At 43.7% G+C, this 20,542-nt stretch carries 17 protein-coding genes and 1 tRNA gene; 5 read left to right on the top strand and 13 right to left on the bottom strand.

The genetic code is table 11. The features are described 5' to 3' along the window. Positions 1–8: 8 nt before the first annotated feature. From L7A31_RS17580 to L7A31_RS17565, 4 genes are all read right to left on the bottom strand, one after another. Positions 9–1,538, bottom strand: coding sequence for a tripartite tricarboxylate transporter permease (locus L7A31_RS17580; protein ID WP_237363064.1), 1,530 nt, complete (start codon positions 1,536–1,538; stop codon positions 9–11). Positions 1,539–1,547: 9 nt separating this feature from the next. After that, a complete protein-coding gene (locus L7A31_RS17575; RefSeq protein ID WP_237363063.1) occupies positions 1,548–2,027 on the bottom strand; it encodes a tripartite tricarboxylate transporter TctB family protein in 480 nt (159 codons plus the stop codon). Positions 2,028–2,121: 94 nt separating this feature from the next. Further along, entirely contained in the window at positions 2,122–3,093 is a 972-nt protein-coding gene (locus tag L7A31_RS17570; RefSeq protein WP_237363062.1) for a tripartite tricarboxylate transporter substrate binding protein, read from the bottom strand. Positions 3,094–3,334: 241 nt separating this feature from the next. Then, positions 3,335–4,606: an NRAMP family divalent metal transporter gene (locus L7A31_RS17565; protein WP_237363061.1), complete on the bottom strand. Its 1,272-nt coding sequence runs from the start codon at positions 4,604–4,606 to the stop codon at positions 3,335–3,337. A gap of 193 nt (positions 4,607–4,799) precedes the next feature. Between L7A31_RS17565 and rluA the strand changes: the two genes are divergently transcribed. Next, positions 4,800–5,537: a bifunctional tRNA pseudouridine(32) synthase/23S rRNA pseudouridine(746) synthase RluA gene (rluA, locus tag L7A31_RS17560; RefSeq protein WP_237363060.1), complete on the top strand. Its 738-nt coding sequence runs from the start codon at positions 4,800–4,802 to the stop codon at positions 5,535–5,537. Positions 5,538–5,543: 6 nt separating this feature from the next. On the opposite strand, the gene L7A31_RS17555 is transcribed toward rluA, so the two are convergent. The 4 genes from L7A31_RS17555 to pepA all read right to left on the bottom strand — a co-directional run bounded on the left by L7A31_RS17555 (position 5,544) and on the right by pepA (position 11,392). Beyond that, the gene (locus L7A31_RS17555) at positions 5,544–6,311 is read right to left on the bottom strand and encodes a substrate-binding periplasmic protein (protein WP_237363059.1); all 768 of its coding nucleotides are present in this window, start codon (positions 6,309–6,311) and stop codon (positions 5,544–5,546) included. Between the two features lie 132 nt (positions 6,312–6,443). Continuing rightward, positions 6,444–9,302 (bottom strand): valine--tRNA ligase, encoded by a 2,859-nt coding sequence (locus tag L7A31_RS17550; protein ID WP_237363058.1) that lies wholly within the window; start codon positions 9,300–9,302, stop codon positions 6,444–6,446. Positions 9,303–9,395: 93 nt separating this feature from the next. Next, positions 9,396–9,845, bottom strand: a complete 450-nt coding sequence (locus tag L7A31_RS17545; protein WP_237363057.1) for a DNA polymerase III subunit chi — start codon at positions 9,843–9,845, stop codon at positions 9,396–9,398. A 41-nt stretch (positions 9,846–9,886) separates the two neighbouring features. Continuing rightward, positions 9,887–11,392: a leucyl aminopeptidase gene (pepA, locus tag L7A31_RS17540; RefSeq protein ID WP_237363056.1), complete on the bottom strand. Its 1,506-nt coding sequence runs from the start codon at positions 11,390–11,392 to the stop codon at positions 9,887–9,889. 189 nt (positions 11,393–11,581) lie between these two features. On the opposite strand from pepA, the gene lptF reads away from it, so the two are divergent. Further along, on the top strand, positions 11,582–12,685 hold the full coding sequence (lptF, locus tag L7A31_RS17535) for an LPS export ABC transporter permease LptF (RefSeq protein ID WP_237363055.1): 1,104 nt from the start codon (positions 11,582–11,584) through the stop codon (positions 12,683–12,685). Positions 12,686–12,688: 3 nt separating this feature from the next. Further along, positions 12,689–13,759, top strand: coding sequence for an LPS export ABC transporter permease LptG (lptG, locus tag L7A31_RS17530; protein ID WP_237363054.1), 1,071 nt, complete (start codon positions 12,689–12,691; stop codon positions 13,757–13,759). An 89-nt stretch (positions 13,760–13,848) separates the two neighbouring features. Here the strand turns inward: lptG and L7A31_RS17525 are convergent, their stop codons facing one another. Then, complete coding sequence (locus L7A31_RS17525) at positions 13,849–14,319, bottom strand: RDD family protein (RefSeq protein WP_237363053.1); 471 nt, start codon at positions 14,317–14,319, stop codon at positions 13,849–13,851. Positions 14,320–14,510: 191 nt separating this feature from the next. Here L7A31_RS17525 and L7A31_RS17520 point away from each other — a divergent pair. Next, positions 14,511–14,595 (top strand) — tRNA-Leu (locus L7A31_RS17520). A gap of 105 nt (positions 14,596–14,700) precedes the next feature. Here the strand turns inward: L7A31_RS17520 and L7A31_RS17515 are convergent. Both L7A31_RS17515 and L7A31_RS17510 read right to left on the bottom strand, forming a co-directional pair. Then, on the bottom strand, positions 14,701–15,507 hold the full coding sequence (locus L7A31_RS17515; protein WP_237363052.1) for a carbohydrate-binding protein: 807 nt from the start codon (positions 15,505–15,507) through the stop codon (positions 14,701–14,703). Positions 15,508–15,745: 238 nt separating this feature from the next. Further along, positions 15,746–16,543: an AraC family transcriptional regulator gene (locus L7A31_RS17510; protein WP_237363051.1), complete on the bottom strand. Its 798-nt coding sequence runs from the start codon at positions 16,541–16,543 to the stop codon at positions 15,746–15,748. Between the two features lie 81 nt (positions 16,544–16,624). On the opposite strand from L7A31_RS17510, the gene L7A31_RS17505 reads away from it, so the two are divergent. Further along, positions 16,625–17,572 (top strand): DMT family transporter, encoded by a 948-nt coding sequence (locus L7A31_RS17505; RefSeq protein ID WP_237363050.1) that lies wholly within the window; start codon positions 16,625–16,627, stop codon positions 17,570–17,572. Here L7A31_RS17505 and L7A31_RS17500 read toward each other — a convergent pair. Together L7A31_RS17500 and malX are read right to left on the bottom strand one after the other, a co-directional pair. Beyond that, positions 17,559–18,737, bottom strand: coding sequence for a MalY/PatB family protein (locus L7A31_RS17500; RefSeq protein ID WP_237363049.1), 1,179 nt, complete (start codon positions 18,735–18,737; stop codon positions 17,559–17,561). The genes L7A31_RS17505 and L7A31_RS17500 overlap by 14 nt on opposite strands. A 104-nt stretch (positions 18,738–18,841) precedes the next feature. Beyond that, positions 18,842–20,419 (bottom strand): maltose/glucose-specific PTS transporter subunit IIBC, encoded by a 1,578-nt coding sequence (malX, locus tag L7A31_RS17495; protein WP_237363048.1) that lies wholly within the window; start codon positions 20,417–20,419, stop codon positions 18,842–18,844. Positions 20,420–20,542: the final 123 nt, after the last annotated feature.

Below are 20,542 nucleotides of genomic sequence, written 5' to 3'. Positions count from 1 at the left end.
TCATCAATCTAGTGAGTTGGATTGGCCACGCCCCGGTTTCTAAAGTGGCTCACTAGTTTGGCAACAGCAGGACTTAGCAAGACGATCACCGCTAGGAAGGTGAATATCCCAGTAATAGGGCGCTCCCACAAAAAGCTCAATTCGCCATCGCTTATCATTAGCGCTCTACGTAAGTTTTCTTCCATTAAACCACCTAGGATAAAACCAAGCAGAAGGGGAGCGAGTGGGAAGTTTGCTAAGCGCAAGGCAATTGCACCTACCGCGATCAGCAGCATGATAAAGATGTCTACTGTATTGAATGACACCAAATACACGCCGGTGATAGAGAAAAACAGAATCATTGGCAGTAGTACAGTGCGTGGTACCATCAACAATTTAGAAATATATGGAATCAGCGGTAAGTTCAGAATAATCAGTACGATATTGCCAAAATACATTGAAATAATGACCGACCAAAATACGTCAGGGTGATCAACAAACAATCTAGGGCCAGGCTGAATACCATACGCAATCAAGGCTCCGAGCATAATTGCGGTGGTACCCGAACCGGGAATACCTAGTGTTAGTAGAGGTACGAACGAACCGCTTGACGCTGCATTATTGGCGGACTCAGGAGCAACCAGCCCGCGAATACTGCCTTTACCAAACTCTTCACGTTTCTCTTTCGGAGCTAAGTTACGCTCCATGCCATAGCTTAAAAAGGCCGCGATAGTTGCTCCAGCGCCCGGGAGTACGCCAGTGAAGAAACCAAGAATTGAAGAGCGCAACGATACAGGAGCTACTTCTTTGATTTCCTCTTTGGTGACTTTCATGCTGCCAATGCTATCGAGCTTGCTGCTTTCTTCTTTACGAGTATCTTGTTGAGGTTTAAGAATGCCCATTAACGTTTCACCAAGAGCAAACGTGGCCATCGCAAGTAAGAGAAAGCTAAAACCGTCCATTAGGTCTGTTAAGCCAAAGGTAAATCTTTCAACACCCACACCCTTGTCGATACCTACTGTCGACATCATCAGGCCGAGAATTGTCATCATCCATGCTTTTAGTACTTGGCCTTTGCCTGCAAATGCAGCAACGGCGGATAAGCCTAATAACATCAATGCGAAGTAATCTGAAGATTGGAAGCTGAGCGAGACACTAGCCAGCGCGGGTGCAGCGAACAGCAACATAATTGCTGAAAGAGTACCGCCAGTAAACGATGAATAAGCGGCTAGCGCTAAGGCTTTTCCTGCCATGCCTTTCTGCGCCATTGGGTAACCATCAAATGCGGTTACAACCGTTGAAGAGCAACCCGGAGCATTGATAAGAATTGAAGATGTTGAACCGCCGAAAACGGCACCGTAATACACGCCAGCCATTAAGATTAAGCCAGATGCTGGGTCAAGGCCGTAGCTGATCGGTATCATGAGTGCGATAGCCGATATCGGCCCCAAACCGGGTAGCATGCCGATAAATGTTCCAACAAAACAGCCGACAATCACCATCATGAGGTTCATTGGCATCACGGCGGTAGAAAGGCCTGATAATATTCCGTCTAACATACCTATCTCCTAAACCATAGAGAACAGAACACCGGGCTCTAGATAGATATCTAGACCTTGTGTCAGTAATAAATAGAAAGCGATGACGAACGGAAACGAAGCGCCAAATAGAATGGACTTGCGCCTTTCACCTAGCAGGTAAAAGCCACACATTAAAAATAGCCCTGTTGCCAGAATGAAGCCGATGTAGGTTAAACCAACGCCGTACATTGCCATCAAAACAAGAAAGCCAATCAATAATCTCCAATTGAACCCCATTACTGCACCACTTTTTTCATCAGGTTGCGCAGTGATAAGAAGTATCAAGGAAAGAATGACGCCAATAGTGGTCAATATTGATGGCAGAGTTCTGGCGGTAAAAGGTTCATATTCATCGCCCGGAAACATCGGGATCAATGAAGTTTGATAGCCGTAGCACAAACAGACGATGAGAAAAATCATCGCACCAACTCGGTCACGACAAAATAAATTTTTGGTTGTAGAAGACATAACAGTTTCCAGTGAATGCAGGTAAAGAAATTGAGCAGAAAAGTATTATTAGTTAGCTGTAATTTCTGCTCATCTCGATAAGAAACGTTGAAACTTAGTTTAAAAAGCCGAGTTCACGCATTAGCGAGCCCATTTGCTTTTCTTGATCTTCTAGGAAGTGGTAGAAATCTTGATCGGCTTTGTAGTTATCGATCCAACCATTGCGATTGCGAACGGTTGCCCATTCACTGGTTTTATACATTTTAGACAGAGCTGTGTTGAACTCGTCGATCTTCTCCTGAGAGGTGCCCGGAGCGGCGAAGAACCCACGCCAGTTAGCGAATACGGTGTTATTTCCGTATTCCGCTAGTGTTGGGATATTTGGTGCAGCTTCTAGGCGCTTAGGTGCTGTGATGGCGAGAATTTTCACTTGGCCACTTTTGGACATCTCTAGCACTTCCCCAAGCCCTGTTGAAAGAAGCTGAGTTTCTCCAGATAGAAGAGCAGCCATTGCTTTGCCACCGGCATCGTAGGCAATGTAGCGAACAGTTTTAGGATTGAAGCCTTCGCCTTTAAACGCAGCGGCAACAACTAGATGATCCATGCTGCCGCGAGCTGAACCACCAGCGATTTTAACTTTACGAGGGTTGGCCTTGAAATCTTCTACCACTTCTTGCCAGCTATTGTATTTAGAGTCTGCAGGAGCAACGATAGCGCCATAGTCAGCGATTGTTGCAGCTACTGGTGTCAGATCGCGAAAAGATTGAGGGAAAATGCCAGTGAGCGATCGGATGACAATCGGCGTAGAGTTCACCATTAAGGTGTCGCCTTGACGTTTAGCTGTCTCGATAAGGTGTGCAATCGCTTTGCCACCACCACCGCCAGAGAGGTTTTGGAAAGAGACTTTATCAACAATATGTGATTTGACTAAGGCATCACCGGTGCCTCGAGCTGTCATGTCCCAGCCGCCGCCGGCACCACCGGGAATTAAAAAGTGGATTTTCTCCATATCAGCGGCAAATGCGCTAAATGAAAAGCTAGCGGTAATCGCTAGTGTGGCAAGTGTTTGCTTCAGTACCTTGACCATGGTTTGTTCCTCGTCCGTATAAACTTATTCTTTGTAGCTTTAAATGTTTCGTTTATGTTGCATTTGTTGTCATTTTTTAACTTAGAGCGAGAGAACTAGATTGCACAGATAGAGGAATTAAAGAGAATAAAGAGCAATAAATTAATTAAGTTCATATTGTTCATGAAACTTAATTTTAAACCCCCAGAAACAACTATCGCCCCATAAAAGAGGCGATAGATTGAGTGGTTAACAGAAATATTTAGAAAAACCACTTCCACCAAATAAAGACGGCTAAAAATCCAAACAAATATATCAAGCCAACAATTGAGAGGCTCTTCATCACTTTGCCTGAACGAAGTGATTCAGGTAGTGCTGGACTGTTGATGAGCAGATAGTTCAAAAGGGCAAAAAATGGTGTGGTGATAAAGGCCATGATCATGGCAAAGTTAAGCATTGGCATCAGTGCTGATGTAAAAAAAGCCAGTATCGTTAATGCACAAATCGAGATTATCCACATCCATGCTTGTGTCGTTCGAGAGCTACATTCTGGTTTGTTTTGTATTAGTCGTTGAGACTCTGATATGACTCGTGCATAGCCATCAATAACGGTAATCGTACTACCAAAAATACAGAAGAAGGCGATCACTGCGATAAGGTAGCGTGACCACTCACCAATTGTCGCGGCATACATGCCGACAAGCTGGTGAGTAAAGCCAACACCTGAGGCAGAAAGCTTCTCCCCTGAACCATGTAATATCAACGCGCCTAAAGCGAGAAAGACTAAGGCGAGCACTGCTGTTCCGATATAACCAACATTGAAATCAAATAAAGCGGATTGCTTGGTGACATTTTGATGCTTGGTTTGGTTTTTTAGCCACATAGAGGTGATGCTTGATATTTCTATTGGAGCAGGCATCCACCCCATGGTGACGACAATAAACCCAATAGCAGCTAAGTTCCAAGGAGAAGCCTCGACCGTGACAGCATTGGCTGCTGTAGGTAGATCAAAGGCAATCGCTACTGCGATGAGAGTCGCGATAGAAAGGGTTGCCATAATGAACTTAGAGAGAATGTCTAAAGCTCGGTAATGGCCAGCAATCAATATCCCCATACAAACTGCAATGATGATCCCTGATAGCCAAAGGGTTGAGAGGTTAAATGGGATAAAGTAGCTGAGCAAACTAGCGCTAAAGATAACAAGCGCTGCCGTGTTGATGACCGCTGAGATGACGCAAAGTAGTGCGAAGAAATATAAATAGACTCGGCCAAGTCGAGCATAGCCTTCAACTAAGCTTTTTCCCGTTCCCATCGTATATTGGATGCCTGCACGGAAAAATGGGTATTTAAAAATGTTGACCAATAGAATCAGCCCGGCGAGCTGCCAGCCATAAATAGCGCCAGCTTTGGTAGACGCAACAAGGTGTGAGCCTCCGACCGCGGCAGCCGCCATCATTATGCCCGGGCCAAGTGACTTTATTAGTTTAGAAAGTGGTAAAGGAGTGGTGTTGTTGAGTTCTGGAGATTGATCCATTGGAGCTTCCTGCTAACTAGATATAAACGTTATTGTTATTTAAATGTTTCGAATATTTACTACTAGGTATTAAATCACTGAATAGCTTGTTCAGCTACAGCTATATGTGAGTGAGGAGAGTTTTTAGTAGCACCGATATGACTGTTCTGTATAATTTGCCGCTTATTTAACGAGACAGGCCTTTTGCAGAACGATGGCAATGATTGACTACACCCCACCTACAGATCCTTGGATAGACATTGTTTTCCAAGATGATGACATTCTAGTGGTGAATAAGCCATCAGGGTTGTTATCAGTACCGGGCAAGCTGCAAGAGCACTATGACAGCATGTGGAGCAGGCTTGTTGAAGAGTTTGCAGAGATACAAGTTGTTCACCGTTTAGATATGTCGACTTCAGGTCTTATGCTGCTAGCTAAAAATAAGCAGGCAGAGAGAGCTCTTAAAAAGCAATTTCAATATCGTTTAACCCATAAGATTTACTATGCTCGCGTATGGGGAAACTTAGCGCGGGATGAAGGTGAAGTTGATTTGCCTTTAATTTGTGACTGGCCAAATCGTCCAAGACAGAAAGTGTGCTTTGAGCACGGTAAACCGTCAAAAACCTTATATCAAGTGGTTGAGAGGGAGCAGCAAACCTGTGTAGTGCGCTTGTTGCCTATTACTGGACGCTCTCATCAGTTGAGAGTACATATGCAGGCATTAGGTCATCCAATTGTAGGGGATGAGTTTTACTCTACTGGTGAGGCACTTGAGTTTTCCGATAGATTGCAATTGCACGCTGCTGAGTTGAGTTTTTATCACCCATCGACTGAAATGCTATCTAGCGCATTTGTTAAGTGCGATTTTTATCCGCTTGCTAATCAGCAAATTTTTCAGCACTTTCATCCAGCAGAGCAATTGCCAGACTATAAATTACTGCCAAAGTGTTAAGTACTGTTAAGGCTTAGAGGTGGTTGTTGATTGCTTGGCCTTCCATTCCTTCAACCCTTGATTGAATATTTTTCTTAGTTCATCACTGCGGTTGTTCGCTTTAGGCAGCAGCAAGAAGTTACTGTTGCTGAGGAATGGAGTGGGGTGATAGGTGATTTGCTGTTGGACCCCGATAGGCTGTTGCTCGAGCGTATATTTTCCAATGTGAACTTCTTCAGGAAACAGGTCGATACGTTTGTGAGCCAAAATGAGTAAGTTTTGTTTAGGCTCATTTACTCGACTCATCGTGACTTGCCCTTGTTCAATGAGCTTATTGAGCTCTTCACCATAGCTATAGCCTAGGCCGCCTCCAAGGTGTTTACCCTTAATATCATCCATCTGTTTCCATTCAAAAGGGGTGTCGATATGGTGGAAAAACACGAATTGTTCTTGGCTAACAGGATCGCTATATAGGAAATGTTCAGTTCGCTTTTCATCGAACATCCAAATCGCACTAGCATCGTACTTTCCTTGTTGAGTATCGTTATAGGCGCGCTTCCAAGGTAAAAAATAGAACTGAACTTGGTAGCCTTGGCTAGCGAAAGCTTCGGTAATGATCTCGGCAACAAATCCGTTGTTCTCCAAATCTTGGCCAATAAAAGGCGGCCACTCGCCAGCGCTGATTTTCACTATTTTGTTTTCGGAGCTTTGAGCTGCAAAAGAAGAGCCTAAAACAATGCTTAGAGCGAATATTATATTGGTGACAAGCTTTCTGAACGGTAAGCGAAGGTCCATAATGTGCCTTTATTTATATATCTATCAATATAAATATTAGTTAATGGATCGGTAAAGATACAACTTTAGAGGTAGGCTCAGAACAAATAAAGGCAGCACATTGTGCTGCCTTTAAATACTAGATTTAGATGATTAAAGGTTTGAAATAGTTTGCTTTTGCTCTTCTAGCTTAGCTAACGTTTCTTTGTAACCTTCAAGTTTTTCTCTTTCTTTTGCGACAACGGCTTCAGGTGCTTTGGCAACAAAGCCCTCGTTGTTTAGCTTGCCTTCCAGACGCTTGATTTCGCCTTGAGTCTTTTTCACTTCACCGTCAAGGCGAGCAAGCTCGGCATCTTTGTCGATAAGGCCCGCCATTGGGATCATTAACTCAGACTTAGCAACAAGCGCTGTTGCGCACGCTGGAGTTTCTTCATCAGCAGCTAGGATTCGAACTGACTCAAGCTTCGCTAAAGAAACCAGTACTTGTTTGTTAGTTTCTAGGCGCGCAGCATCTTGCTCACTAGCGGCTTTTAGCATCACTTCCAGAGGTTTACCCGGGTTGATGTCGTATTCAGCACGCAAGTTACGGATACTTGTGATGAAAGACTTCACCCATTCAATGTCATCAAGCGCTTCTTGGTTGAAGTTTGCTTCATCATACTGAGGCAGAGCTTGCAGCATGATAGTGTCGCCTTCAACACCGTCAACAAGTGGTTTCACGCTTTGCCAGATCGTCTCTGTAATGTATGGCAGAACTGGGTGTGCTAGGCGAAGCGTTTTCTCTAGAACGGTAATCAGCGTGCGACGTGTACCACGTTGCTGAGCTTCATTTCCTTTCCATAGAACAGGTTTAGTTAGCTCCAGGTACCAATCACAGAATTGGTTCCAAACGAACTCATAAATTGTGTTCGCGGCCATATCTAGGCGGAAGTTATCAATGTGACCATTGAACTCTTTCGCAGCTAGCTCAAACTGAGACTCGATCCACTTATCTGCTAGTGAATATTCAATCTCACCACCTTTGAATCCACAATCCTGTTCTTCAGTATTCATAAGAACATATCGACTAGCATTCCAAAGCTTGTTACAGAAGTTGCGGTAACCTTCTAGGCGCTTCATATCCCAGTTGATATCACGGCCAGTTGAAGCCATGGCAGCTAACGTGAATCGAAGAGCGTCTGTACCGTACGCTTCAATACCATTTTCGAATGTCTTACGAGTGTTCTTCTCAATCTTCTTCGCTAGTTGAGGCTGCATCATGTTGCCAGTACGCTTAGTCACGAGCGATTCAAGATCAATACCATCAATCATATCGATTGGATCAAGCACGTTACCTTTAGACTTCGACATTTTGTCGCCGTTTTCGTCGCGGATTAGGCCCGTAACATAAACCGTCTTGAATGGTACTTGTGGCTTGCCATTTTCATCTTTACAGAAGTGCATCGTCATCATGATCATACGAGCAACCCAGAAGAAGATGATGTCGAAACCAGTCACTAGTACATCTGATGGGTGGAACGTTTTTAGGTCGTCTGTGTTCTCAGGCCAGCCTTGAGTACCGAATGTCCATAACGCAGAAGAGAACCAAGTATCCAATACGTCGTCGTCTTGGCGTAATACTACCACTGGTGCAAGGTTGTTGTTGGCGCGAACTTCTTCTTCAGTGCGACCTACGTAGACATTACCATCGTTGTCGTACCATGCAGGGATGCGGTGGCCCCACCAAAGCTGACGAGAGATACACCAATCTTGAATGTCACGCATCCAAGAGAAGTACATATTTTCATACTGCTTAGGAACGAATTGGATTTCGCCATCTTCAACAGCTTTAGTTGCTGTTTCCGCCAGAGGAGCTGTGCGAACGTACCATTGGTCAGTCAGCATTGGCTCGATAACCACGCCACCACGATCGCCGTAAGGAACCGTTAGATCGTGATCTTTAATTTCGTCAAGAAGACCAAGTTCTTCAAACTCAACAACAACAGCTTTACGAGCAGCAAAGCGCTCCATGCCATGGTATTTAGCAGGAAGCTCAGTCGAGTATGCATCGCTTGCTTCGCCATTAGTGTTAAACACTTCCGCAGCATCACGAATGTTGGCGTCAAACGTTAGGATGTTGATCATTGGTAGCTGGTGGCGCTTACCCACTTCATAGTCGTTGAAGTCGTGCGCTGGTGTGATTTTTACACAACCAGTACCTTTCTCCATATCGGCGTGCTCATCGCCAACGATAGGAATGCGACGGTCAACGATAGGAAGAACAATCTCTTTGCCGATCAGATCTTTGTAACGTGGATCTTCTGGGTTAACAGCTACACCAGTATCGCCAAGCATGGTTTCAGGACGTGTTGTTGCAACAACGATGTAGTTTTTGCCTTCTGCCGTCTTAACGCCATCTGCTAGTGGATAGCGGAAGTGCCACATGTGGCCTTTTTTGTCTTTGTTTTCTACTTCCAGATCAGAAATAGCAGTGTGCAGCTTTGGATCCCAGTTAACTAGGCGCTTGCCGCGGTAGATTAAATCTTCTTCATATAAACGAACGAAAACTTCTTGAACAGCGTTAGATAAACCATCATCCATCGTGAAGCGCTCACGATCCCAGTCAACGGATGCGCCTAAGCGACGAAGTTGCTGAGTAATGGTGCCACCAGATTGGCCTTTCCATTCCCAAATCTTGTCGATGAAAGCTTCGCGGCCGTAATCGTGCTTAGTTTTGCCTTCTTCAGCAGCAATTTTGCGTTCAACAACCATTTGTGTAGCGATACCTGCGTGGTCAGTACCAACTTGCCACAAGGTGTTTTTGCCTTTCATTCGTTCACAACGAATCAAAGTATCCATGATTGTGTCTTGGAACGCGTGGCCCATGTGCAGGCTACCAGTGACGTTCGGTGGCGGGATCATTATGCTGTATGATTCTTTAGTGGTGTCACCGTGTGGCTTAAAATAGCCTTTTTCTTCCCAAGCTTGATAAAGAGCTTGTTCGATTGAAGTTGGGTTGTATGTCTTTTCCATAGCGCTCTTAATGGATACTGTGATTGTGAGTATTAAGTCAAACGTTATAAGTGAGGCATCTTAGCAAAAGATAGCCTTAGCTATAAGGTTTGACTATGGGTGTTTTATGTCGATGGTTTGCATTTGGAAACCAGCGTGACGATATTGTTTAAATCGTCCTCTGGCAATTTGCTTTGCCTTTTCATCGCAAGAGACGAAGTCTACCACCTCTGTGAACTGGTTCGCAAAGGTTGTATGAGTATTGGCCAAATTAATTACAATTTGTCGGTTCCAAGAAGGCGTTTTACCGTCATAACCTATTTCTACATTGGTTCCGTATTGAGGCCCTTCACCAACTAAATTGTGCGCAATGAAATCGCTTGGTGCAGAGTCCCAAAATATCTCGGCAAGTTGTTCTGCATGTTGCTTGTTTTCACAGTTAATGAATAGCTTCGCATTTTGCTGAACAAAGTGGTGACAGAGAAACAATATGTACTCCATTAAGCCAGATTCTGTGGCTTGAGGCGTATCTGCTGAAATGATGTAAAAGGTTGCGTTGGCCATAGGAATGAAAGCTAAAAAAGGGCCTTTCGGCCCTTTAACGATTACTCTTCAGCTTCTTCGCTTCGGTTTAGAAGGAACTGAACTAGCAGAGATACAGGGCGTCCAGTTGAGCCTTTGGCTGCACCAGATTTCCATGCAGTGCCTGCAATATCAAGGTGAGCCCAATGATACTTCTTCGCAAACTTTGATAGGAAGCAGCCTGCAGTAATGGTACCGCCAGGGCGACCACCAATGTTCGCCATATCAGCAAATGGGCTCTTCAATTGGTCTTGGAACTCATCTGTCATTGGCAAACGCCATGCACGATCACTTGCCTGCTCAGAAGCGTTAATGATTTCGTGTGATAGAGGGTTATGGTTCGAGATAACACCACTAATGTGATGACCAAGAGCAATAACACAAGCGCCAGTTAATGTTGCAATATCAATCACACACTCTGGATTGAATTTCTCAACATAAGTAAGAGCATCACAAAGTACTAGGCGACCCTCAGCATCAGTATTTAGAACCTCAACTGTTTGGCCAGACATAGTTGTTAAGATGTCACCCGGGCGATAGGCTTGGCTACCAGGCATGTTTTCACAACCAGCGAGAATACCAACTACATTGACAGGTAGGTTAAGTTTAGCAAGAGCTTTCATGGTGCCGAAAACAGACGCTGCGCCACACATGTCGTATTTCATCTCGTCCATGCCTTCGCCCGGTTTAAGCGAGATACCGCCTGAATCGAACGTTAGCCCCTTACCAACTAGGACAATTGGCTTCGCGTCAGAATCTGGATTGCCTTTGTACTCAATCACAGACATCATTGATTCATTTTTAGAACCACGACCGACAGAAAGGTAAGACGTCATGCCTAGTTTTTCCATTTCTTCTTCACCGACAATTTTTGTTTTGACGGTATCGAAGTCATCGGCAAGGCGACGAGCTTGTGATGCTAGGTACGCAGGGTTGGCGATGTTTGGTGGCATGTTGCCCAAATCTTTACACGCCTTCACACCAGATGCGATAGCAAGGCCGTGACCAATCGCTTTTTCACCGATATTTAGCTCGCGGCGAGTCGGTACATTAAACACTAGCTTTCTAAGTGGTCTACGAGTTTCTGGCTTACTGCTTTTGAATTGATCAAATGTATATAAGCCATCTTTTGTCGCTTCAACCGCTTGTCTTACTTTCCAGTAAGTATCGCGACCTTTTACATGCAGCTCAGTAAGGAAACATACTGCTTCCATAGAGCCTGTTTCATTTAAAGTGCTAATGGTTTTTTGGATAATTTCTTTATATTGACGTTCGCCGAGCTCACGTTCTTTACCACAGCCAACTAAAAGAACGCGTTCAGAAAGCACACCTGGAACTTGATGAAGCAGTAGCATCTGCCCGGGTTTGCCTTCCAAATCGCCTCGTCTAAGCAACGAGCTGATGTAGCCATCGCTAATTTTATCCAATTGCTCAGCTACTGGAGAAAGGCGGCGTGGCTCAAATACTCCGACAACGATACATGCACTTCGCTGCTTTTCTGGACTACCACTTTTTACACTGAACTCCATGCGTACTCCTACATCCTGAAGACAAATAGAACTAAATGTTAGATAATGCATCTTAATTGTTGAATCCGCGCGCGGATCGTCTTTAAATTAGCAAACTAACAGTTAGAAAAAAATTTAAAAATAATAAGGTTCAACGGGAAATTATAGTGATTCGATTAAAAATACAAGTTTTGTGTAGGTAATTTCAGCGTGATTATTGTTAGATATTTGATCCGCGAGACAATCAAGAGCCAGTTAGCGATCTTTTTTGTGCTGTTTTTGGTGTTTCTAAGTCAGCAGTTTATTGGTGTATTGGGTGATGCATCTGATGGCAATATCCCTGCTAATATGATTATTCCAATTGTTGCGCTTAATATGCCAAAGATGGGACAGCTCATGCTTCCGCTTAGTATCTTTGTTGGTATTTTGCTGACATTTGGTCGCTTGTATGCGGAAAGTGAAATTACGGTGATGAACGCCACGGGTATTGGCAACAAGTTCTTGATTCATGCTGCTCTATATCTGGCGTTGATTACCATGGGGGTCGCTTCCTTTAACTCGCTGTGGCTTTCCCCTTGGGGACAGCACAAAGTGGGTGAAATTCTGGCTAAAATAGAAGCTCAAGACTCCGTAGAGCTCCTTAAAAAAGGAACTTTTCAGCCCTCACCTGATGGTTCATCGGTCATATTCATTGACAATATAAAAGACAAACAGTTAACCAACGTGTTTGTTGCTCAGCTTAGGCCGCAAGGTTCCTTGCTGCCAAGCGTGATGTTCTCTCATACAGGAAATATTTCTGAGTCAAAAACGGGTCGCCAAGTCATCACTTTGTATGATGGTACGCGCTATGAGGGTGTGCCGACTCGTCTTGATTATATGGTCACGAATTTTGATAAATATACAGGTGTTATCGGTAAGCGTGCGGTAGGCCAGCCGGGTAGAGATTGGGAAGCAACACCGACATTGGAACTACTGAAATCGTCAAACTTACAAGCAAAAGCAGAGCTTCAGTGGCGAATATCCCTTGTGATCTGCATTCCATTATTGACCATGCTTGTTGTTCCACTTTCGAAAGTTAACCCTCGTCAAGGGCGCTTCGCGAAAATGGGACCAGCTATTCTTATCTACCTCACGTATTTCTTGCTCATAAGTGCAATGAAATCCAGCATTCAGGATGGTTCAATACCTGCATGGATTGGCATGTGGCCCGCGAATGCTGCCCTTTTACTTAGTGCTATTGCGGTCAATTCGTTGGAGAGTATTCCAATGAGAAAATTTAAAGAAAGATTCAACCAGCGAAAGAAGGTGGCCTAAACGGTGTTTAAAATCCTCGACTTATATATTGGCCGAACCATCATTGCTACAACTTCCATTGTACTGGCGACGTTCGTTGGGCTGTCGGCCATCATCAAATATGTAGAGCAGATTCGTAAAGTTGGAGAAGGTACCTACGATTTATTGCAAGCATTCTACTTTGTTATGTTGAGTGTGCCGCGTGATATCGAAATGTTTTTCCCTCTTGCAGCCTTGCTTGGTGCATTGATTGGCTTAGGTTCTTTAGCGTCTAGCTCTGAGCTTGTCGTCATGCAAGCATCGGGTTACTCGAAGCTGGATATCGGACTATCGGTTCTGAAAACAGCCGTCCCACTTATGATTGTTGTTATGCTGCTAGGTGAGTGGGGCGCACCACAGGCACAGAAAATGGCGCGAGACTTGCGAGCCTATGCAACGTCTAACGGTAAGATATTCTCTGCAAGAACGGGTGTTTGGGCAAGAGATGCAAATGATTTTATGTTTATCGGCAAAGTGGAAGACAATAAAGTTTTTGGCCTAAATATGTGGCGCTTTGGCAAAAATAAGCAGCTAAAAAGTGTTATCTACGCAAAAGAAGCAGATTTTGTTTCAGAGCATCACTGGTTAATGAAACATGTTCAAATTACTCAGTTTGCAAGCCACGATAAACTAGTCAAAACAGAAGTTGATAAGAAAGTGTGGACGACATCGTTAGAACCAGACAAGTTAGCGGTGGTAACTGTCAAACCTGCTGAGCTTTCTTTAAGTGGGTTGTACGATTATGTTAGTTACATGAAAGCTTCCGATCAGGATGCGTCACGCTACGAACTGGCTTTCTGGGGTAAAATCACCTCGCCGTTATCAATAGCTGTGATGATGCTTCTAGCGCTGTCATTTATTTTTGGCCCTCTTCGAAGCGTAACTATGGGGGCGAGAATACTGTCAGGTGTCATTGCTGGTTTCACATTTTATATCGCCAGCGAATTTTTTGGCCCTATGACTTTGGTATACGGATTTCCGCCATTAATCGGCGCTATTGCCCCGAGTATCGTCGCTCTAATTATTGCTTTGCTACTTCTGCGGAGAAAGTTGTAGAGAAGTTCTAACAGAAATAAGGAAGACATTGGCCTTCCTTATTTTTTGTCTGGAATATCTTTATTGAGTGGTTAAAGTTGTGGGTAGCTCTAATTGGCTTGTGGTAACACTATAACTTCTGTTCTTGCTATTATGTCTTGTAGACCTCTTTTGCCAAATAAAGCTAGTAAGTTTGCAAGGCCAAACAAGGAAGAGATCAAACGAACAATGATTTGGATGTTGGTCACGTAGTTGCCTTGTTTGTCGATCAGCTTCAAGCGCCACGCTCGCATCCCTAAAGTTTGTCCAGCTTTTCCCCAAAAATAAAGGTAAAAGCTTACCCAGACAACGACTAGATAGAGCAGATATACGTGGCTCCAAATCGGATGGTTATCTAGTAAGTCTGCGATATCCGCATATGGTCCCAGATTTAGCAGTTGGAACTTCATTAGTGCTTGCAAGACAGCAATAACAATTCCTGCCGCAATCATTTCAATGGCGATTACGATTAAGAAGTCATAAAAAAGAGCTCCTAATCTTCTTAAAAATCCCGCTTTCGGCAGAGAGGATAGATCTGTCATGTTGCTTTCACGTCCTTACTGAAATTGGGCAAAGCATATCTTGTCACTTGCTGGATTAAAACGTCTCAACTCTCATATTTGTCCGTTGTGGCTAAATAATCAGCAAACAACTGGAAATACTGAGTTTTGCTCTTGCACCACAACGCTTCTTACGTATAATGCCTCTCATCAACGGGCACAAGCTCAGAGATGCCGGTGTGGTGAAATTGGTATACACGACGGATTCAAAATCCGTTGCCTTCGGGCGTGGCGGTTCAAGTCCGCCCACCGGTACCATATTTAAACAATAAAGCCTCGACGAAAGTCGGGGCTTTATTGTATCTGAATTGTACTATTCTTTTCGACATTGCTGCTGTCCTATCAACGTGAAAGTAACTCTTTTTATTTTCTTACCCCTTGAATAAATGGTTCACAATTTATTCCGAGCACTTCAGGTTCATTTCCTTGAAGCGATTTATAAAGGCGCGAAGAGGCTTTGCGCTTTGCTAGTGCCCGGTCGAGTGTATTGAAGTATAGTTTGGCAGGATCAATAAAGTTTGGGTTTAGAGTCTTATAAAGATCTAGGCAATGCCTAAGCGTACCAATATTAATAGCCATGTATTTTGCATCTTCAATCGATATATCAATGTCGTTTTCGCTGAATTCAATATATTTGCCAAACTCTGTGCCAGCCAAAATAGCAAGGCGGATCTCTTCTTGTTTAGAGTAATAGTTGGTGATTATTTCGGCGTAATCGTCACGTAGGCCATCTCTATTTTTGTCAAAACCAACTACTGACTCTACTTCCGGAGTTAGTTCTTGTTTAAATGTACGAGACATTGTAGTTGAGTCAATACCTAGTCGCTGCCATGAACTGTTGCCTTCAGGAAGAGTACCTTGGCTCTGCCACTTTGCTATGTAGTACACAGTGTTGAACTCAACGATATCACCAGAATTGTATGTCGAACCTTGTTCCCATGCTTCAACAGTATCTGTTTCAAGATCGACCCAGCCATCCCATGAAATATTGTTAGTGATCGGCATTATGCCAATCGTTTGGTGTGAAGATATATATGCTTTATCCTTCCACTTAACGAGGTTTCCAGACGTGTAGATTTTTTGGGCGTCCCATATTTCTAACGCATGAACATTAGAAAATGCTAAAGGGGCCAGTATCATGCCAATAACTATTGAGTTGCTTATTTCCATCATTCGTCCTTATATAAATTTCCAATGGCTTTTTGGTGGTTCGAAAATTGGAATTGTTAAGAGTGGTGCTTTAGGTATCTAAGCTATAGGTAGCGATACAAGTAAGTACGTAAATGATTGAAGCATGCTGAAGGATATAAAACTCTGAGTGTGTGATACTTTTCAGAGGTAGTAAGTTATTCGCCATTCCTGTAAGCAGAGCGACAGTACTAGGGAACGTGATGTATTCGTTCCCTTTTTATTTCGTTTGCCATGTCTGCTTTCGGTATTGGTCTGGCGTAATTCCCGTTAACTTCTTAAACATCTTAATAAATGATGAGCCTTGGCTATAGCCTAGTTGAAAGGCGATTTCATTGATGGAAATGGGTTGTTTAAGTAGTGTCATTGACTTAACCAACTTTGCGCGCTGACGCCATTCGTTAAAGCTCATCTTTAACTCTTTTTGGAAATGTCTTGCCAGTGTTCTCTCGGTGCTAAATACTCGTTTTGCCCATTCGCTAAGGCTTGTAGTATCAGTTGGCTCTGCTTGTAGTTGCTCGATAATCGGCAATAGAAGCTTATGGGTGCTCATAGGCAGAAAGTTATTGATGGGTGTGGTTTGTGCTAAACGATTCATGAGTACGTAGCTTAAACATTTATCTTCTTCTGAAAGAATGGAAGTTGTGCTGCGAGAAGTAAGATCGTGGATAATGCTACTTAACAATGGTGTAAGCGGAATCATGCAGGCTTCCTTTGGCAGCTTTTTACATAGGTTTGTTGATACGTTGATGGCACAGTATTCAAGATCATTGCGATTAAAAGCTTGATGTACTTTGTTTGCTGGTGTCCAAATAGCGTAGCTTGCTGGGCAAATCATTTTTTGTTTTTCCACTTCCATTTCTAACACACCCTGTTTGATGATGTGTAGTTGCCCCCACTCGTGAGAGTGCGGCAAGGTCTCTGTTTTTGCCTCAAAATAGAAGTAGTGAAAAAACACCTCGGTAGGTAGTTGTTTTTCCAACTCTGGCATGAATTTTTTGACTGTCCTGTCTGGCATATTGGGTGTCCTAAGTGACATACAGTGGCACCTATATTTAGTGTCACAATCTCTTTAACTTCTTAGTTTATGGAGATTGCCATGAAGTTTATCTTTCCAATTGCCGCGGTGTTTATATGGGCGGCAAACGCTGTTGTTAGTAAGCTGGCGACGGGGGTTATCGAGCCCGGAGCTATTGCTTTTTATCGCTGGTTTTTCGCGATGCTTATTTTGTTGCCTTTCTGCATTCGAAGTGTGCTAAAGCAAAAAAATGTCGTGGTCGCCAACTTGGCCAAACTAGCTATCCTTGCATCACTAGGAATGGTGTTGAATCAGTGTCTTGCCTATTATGCTGCTTATACAACGAGCGCAACCAATATCGCTGTTTTTCTATCTTTAATGCCATTGTTTGGTATTTTCTTATCAGTTCCTTTATTGGGAAGTCCATTGAAGAAGAAAGCACTAATTGGAGCGCTAGTGTCTTTTTCTGGACTCGTTTATATGCTGAGTAAAGGCAATCCACAAAGCCTTATTTCACAAGGAATAAGCGTTGGTGACGGGCTGATGTTTATATCTAGCCTAGCTTACGCTTTATACTCAGTGCTTTTGAACAAGTGGAAGCTGCCATTAAAGCCATGGACATCCGTGTTCTGCCAAGTTGTGCTTGGAGCACTTCTGCAACTGCCTTTGCTCCTGATTAGCCATTCTTATGCGATAGAAACTCAAGCGATTCCTATGGTGTTTTTTGCTGCTGCGTTCGCTTCAGTACTGGCTCCTTGGCTTTGGTTCCTAGGCGTGCAAAAAATAGGGGCCGCTCGCGCAACACTTTTGATGAACTTGGTTCCTGTGTTTACGGTGTCTATCAGCTCTATTTTCCTTGGCCAGCCACCGACCTTTTATCACTTGATGGGTGGCGGGGTTGTTCTGGTTGGTTTGCTGACCGCTCAAACTAATATTCTTTCATATATGACTGAGAGGCTAGCTCAACTCGCGGGTAGTAGTTCATCGAGCAAAGCAGCAAACCAAGATTTAATGTCTAGTCGCTCTTAGTTAAATCCTTAATCGCACCAACAAGAGCACCCACACCTGCTTCCACTTTAGAGCGAGGGCAACCAAGATTTAGCCTTACAAAGTGTTGTCCCGCTTCTCCATATGTTTTTCCTTGCATGATAGCAACGTTATATTTTTCGATTAGATGGTTATTTAGCTCATCCATGTTGATAGCAAGAGAAGATAAATCAATCCATGCGAGATATGTTGCATCTGGAATTTGATAGCCAATGCTAGGTAGTTCACGCGCTAATTCTTGCTGCACATAGTCATGGTTATCCCGTACATAACTAACCAATTCATCTAACCAAGCTTCGCTTTCATCGTATGCTGTCATCAGAGCAAGAATGCCCAGAATTGGTGGAGACGATAAACCATCAACTTGTTTTAAGTTGAATAGGTACTGATTTCTTATTTCTTCATTGGCAATAAAAGCGTAAGCGCCATTTAGTGCTGGGATGTTAAAAGACTTTGAAGCTGAGCTAACCAAAGCCCAGTGATCTGACATTCCGAAACCTTGCCATGGAGTGTGGGGTTTGAAGCAAATATCCATGTGGATTTCATCGCTGATGACGGCAACATTGTGTTTTTCGCATAGCTCTGCCATATAAGCGAGCTCCTCAATGCTCCAAACTTTGCCTGTCGGGTTATGTGGGCTGCACAATAACAATATGGTGTTGTCTGGGTTAGATAGTTGTTCTTCGAACTTGAGCCAATCAATAGAATAGCCCGATGTATCGCGCAACAATTGATTCGTCACAACTTTTCTTTCTAGGCCAGAAATCATTTTTTCAAATGCATCATAAGCAGGAGTGTGAATGATGACGCCTTGTTGCGGCTTACTCCACTGGCGAATAAGTTGAGAAATGATGTAGATAACAGACGGGCCGTAAACAACATGCTCTTCGGTGAACTCGGCATTAAAGCGTTTTGAAAACCAACGTGTAATGGATTGCTTGAAGTCGTCGTGATTCCAGCGGCTATAGCCAAATACTGGGTGTGTCATTCTTTTGGTTACTGCATCTAAAATTGTTTGTGGCGCAGCAATATCCATATCTGAAATGGTAAATGGCAATAGTCCCGCTTTACCAAAGCGGTCCTCAACATAGTCCCACTGAGTACAGTATGTGCCTGTTCTATCGATAGGGGTTGAAAAATCAAACATTGGAGCTCCAATTCTTACGTCTTACCAGAGTCTTGGTGAGTGCTTGGGTTTAAAAGGGTTGATAATGAAAAGGCGGAGTAGTTAACTCCGCCTGAGAACAACACTTATGCCGTTGCAGTCATGAGTGATTGCATTTCATTTTTGACTATGTGTACTTGAGTGCCGATGACGACTTGCAAACTGTGTTCATCCAGCTTAACAACGCCCAATGCGCCATAAGATTTTAACTTGGCTTCGTTTACTAGGGAGATGTCTTCGACAGTCAAGCGTAAACGAGTAATGCAGTTATCTAGTGAGGTGATATTTGCAGAGCCTCCGAGTGCTGCCAAAATTAAACCGCCTTTGCTACCTTCAGTTAAAACGAGACCTTCAAGCTCTTCAGCAACGGGTGTTTCATCGGATTCGCGTCCTGGAGTTTTTATATTGAATCGCAAAATTGCGAACCTAAACACAGAGTAGTAAACCGCAAACCAAATAGCAGCGACAACTGGTACTAGATACCACTTGGTGGCTGTGCCTTGTAATACGCCGAAGACAATGAAGTCGATGATGTTGCCATCTGTGTTGCCAATGGTGACGCCGAGCATGCCCATTAACATGAAACCTAAACCGGTTAAAACGGCGTGCACAAAATACAGTGCTGGTGCAGTGAATAGGAACAAGAATTCCAGTGGTTCAGTGATGCCGCCTACGATACAAGCAACAACACCAGAAAGCAGTAGCGCTTTTATTTTTCCACGATTTTCTGGCTTGGCACAGTGGTACATAGCAAGCGCCGCACCCGGCAGGCCGCCAAGGAAAGTCGGCATTTTCCCTTGAGAAAGGAATGCAGTAACAGAAGGTGTAAATGCATGAACTTGATTACAGGAAAGCTCAGAGTAGAAAATATTCAATGCCCCTGAAACAGTTTCACCACAGACATGCATTGTGCCGCCAGCTTCCGTAAAGCGAATTAGCGCCACCAAAATATGGTGAAGGCCTATAGGTAAAAGAAGTCTTTCACCTGTACCAAACAAGAATGGTCCAAAAACTCCGGCACCGTGAATGATATGACCGATACCGTTGATACCAGCTGCAAAGAATGGCCAAACAAATGGTACAACTAGACCAACAATGCCAAGGGTTAGGGTGGAAATGATTGGAACAAAACGCGCGCCACCAAAGAACGCTAGTGCGTCAGGCATTTTGAATGTATAGAAGCGAGCATGCAATTTGGCAACGATGATACCGACGATCACCGCCCCCAAAATACCAGTATCAATGGATTCTGTGCCTAGAATGGATTTCACACCATAGCTTTGGCGCAGCGCTTCGCTATCTAAAATGCCATTGACTGTTAGATAGAAGTTGATGGCTAAATTAAGCGCCGCATAACCAGCTAGACCAGAGAAAGCCGCAACGCCTTTTTCTTCTCTCGCTAGCCCCATAGGGATTGCTATAGCGAACATTACCGGAAGGTAGATAAAGGCGACTAAGCCAATTTTTGTCATCCAAATAAAGATATATTGGAGTATGGGTGTATCAAAAAATGGTAGGGCTTCTTTTAAAGCAGAGCTTGAAAAAGAGCTGCCTATACCGAGCAAAATACCTGAGAATGCCAGTAGGGCGACTGGCACCATAAATGTTTTACCTAGGCTTTGGAAAAACTCCCACAAAGTACCTTTGCTGTTTTTGGATTTCATATGACGTCTCCGGTCATCGTTCTAATTGAATTGATGAGCCTCATGCTCACCAGTTGTCATTTGTTTTACTTGAATAGGGTGGTTATTTGCTAAAATTATGATAAAACGTTTTACCATAATTAC

It is taken from the genome of Vibrio marisflavi CECT 7928 (assembly GCF_921294215.1).
Classification (GTDB): Bacteria; Pseudomonadota; Gammaproteobacteria; order Enterobacterales; family Vibrionaceae; genus Vibrio; species Vibrio marisflavi.
The sequence above is the reverse complement of the archived record's forward strand: the minus strand, read 5'-3'. Positions and strand labels throughout refer to the sequence as shown.

What these genes read in the sequence shown, in the direction of transcription:
- rluA (WP_237363060.1), top strand. Translation starts at nt 4,800, where the DNA reads ATGGCAATGATTGACTACACCCCACCTACAGATCCTTGGATAGACATT.
- pepA (WP_237363056.1), bottom strand. Translation starts at nt 11,392, where the DNA reads ATGGAGTTCAGTGTAAAAAGTGGTAGTCCAGAAAAGCAGCGAAGTGCA.
- L7A31_RS17525 (WP_237363053.1), bottom strand. Translation starts at nt 14,319, where the DNA reads ATGACAGATCTATCCTCTCTGCCGAAAGCGGGATTTTTAAGAAGATTA.
- L7A31_RS17580 (WP_237363064.1), bottom strand. Translation starts at nt 1,538, where the DNA reads ATGTTAGACGGAATATTATCAGGCCTTTCTACCGCCGTGATGCCAATG.
- L7A31_RS17545 (WP_237363057.1), bottom strand. Translation starts at nt 9,845, where the DNA reads ATGGCCAACGCAACCTTTTACATCATTTCAGCAGATACGCCTCAAGCC.
- L7A31_RS17505 (WP_237363050.1), top strand. Translation starts at nt 16,625, where the DNA reads ATGAAGTTTATCTTTCCAATTGCCGCGGTGTTTATATGGGCGGCAAAC.
- L7A31_RS17565 (WP_237363061.1), bottom strand. Translation starts at nt 4,606, where the DNA reads ATGGATCAATCTCCAGAACTCAACAACACCACTCCTTTACCACTTTCT.
- L7A31_RS17510 (WP_237363051.1), bottom strand. Translation starts at nt 16,543, where the DNA reads ATGCCAGACAGGACAGTCAAAAAATTCATGCCAGAGTTGGAAAAACAA.
- L7A31_RS17570 (WP_237363062.1), bottom strand. Translation starts at nt 3,093, where the DNA reads ATGGTCAAGGTACTGAAGCAAACACTTGCCACACTAGCGATTACCGCT.
- L7A31_RS17555 (WP_237363059.1), bottom strand. Translation starts at nt 6,311, where the DNA reads ATGGACCTTCGCTTACCGTTCAGAAAGCTTGTCACCAATATAATATTC.
- L7A31_RS17550 (WP_237363058.1), bottom strand. Translation starts at nt 9,302, where the DNA reads ATGGAAAAGACATACAACCCAACTTCAATCGAACAAGCTCTTTATCAA.
- malX (WP_237363048.1), bottom strand. Translation starts at nt 20,419, where the DNA reads ATGAAATCCAAAAACAGCAAAGGTACTTTGTGGGAGTTTTTCCAAAGC.
- L7A31_RS17515 (WP_237363052.1), bottom strand. Translation starts at nt 15,507, where the DNA reads ATGGAAATAAGCAACTCAATAGTTATTGGCATGATACTGGCCCCTTTA.
- L7A31_RS17575 (WP_237363063.1), bottom strand. Translation starts at nt 2,027, where the DNA reads ATGTCTTCTACAACCAAAAATTTATTTTGTCGTGACCGAGTTGGTGCG.
- L7A31_RS17500 (WP_237363049.1), bottom strand. Translation starts at nt 18,737, where the DNA reads ATGTTTGATTTTTCAACCCCTATCGATAGAACAGGCACATACTGTACT.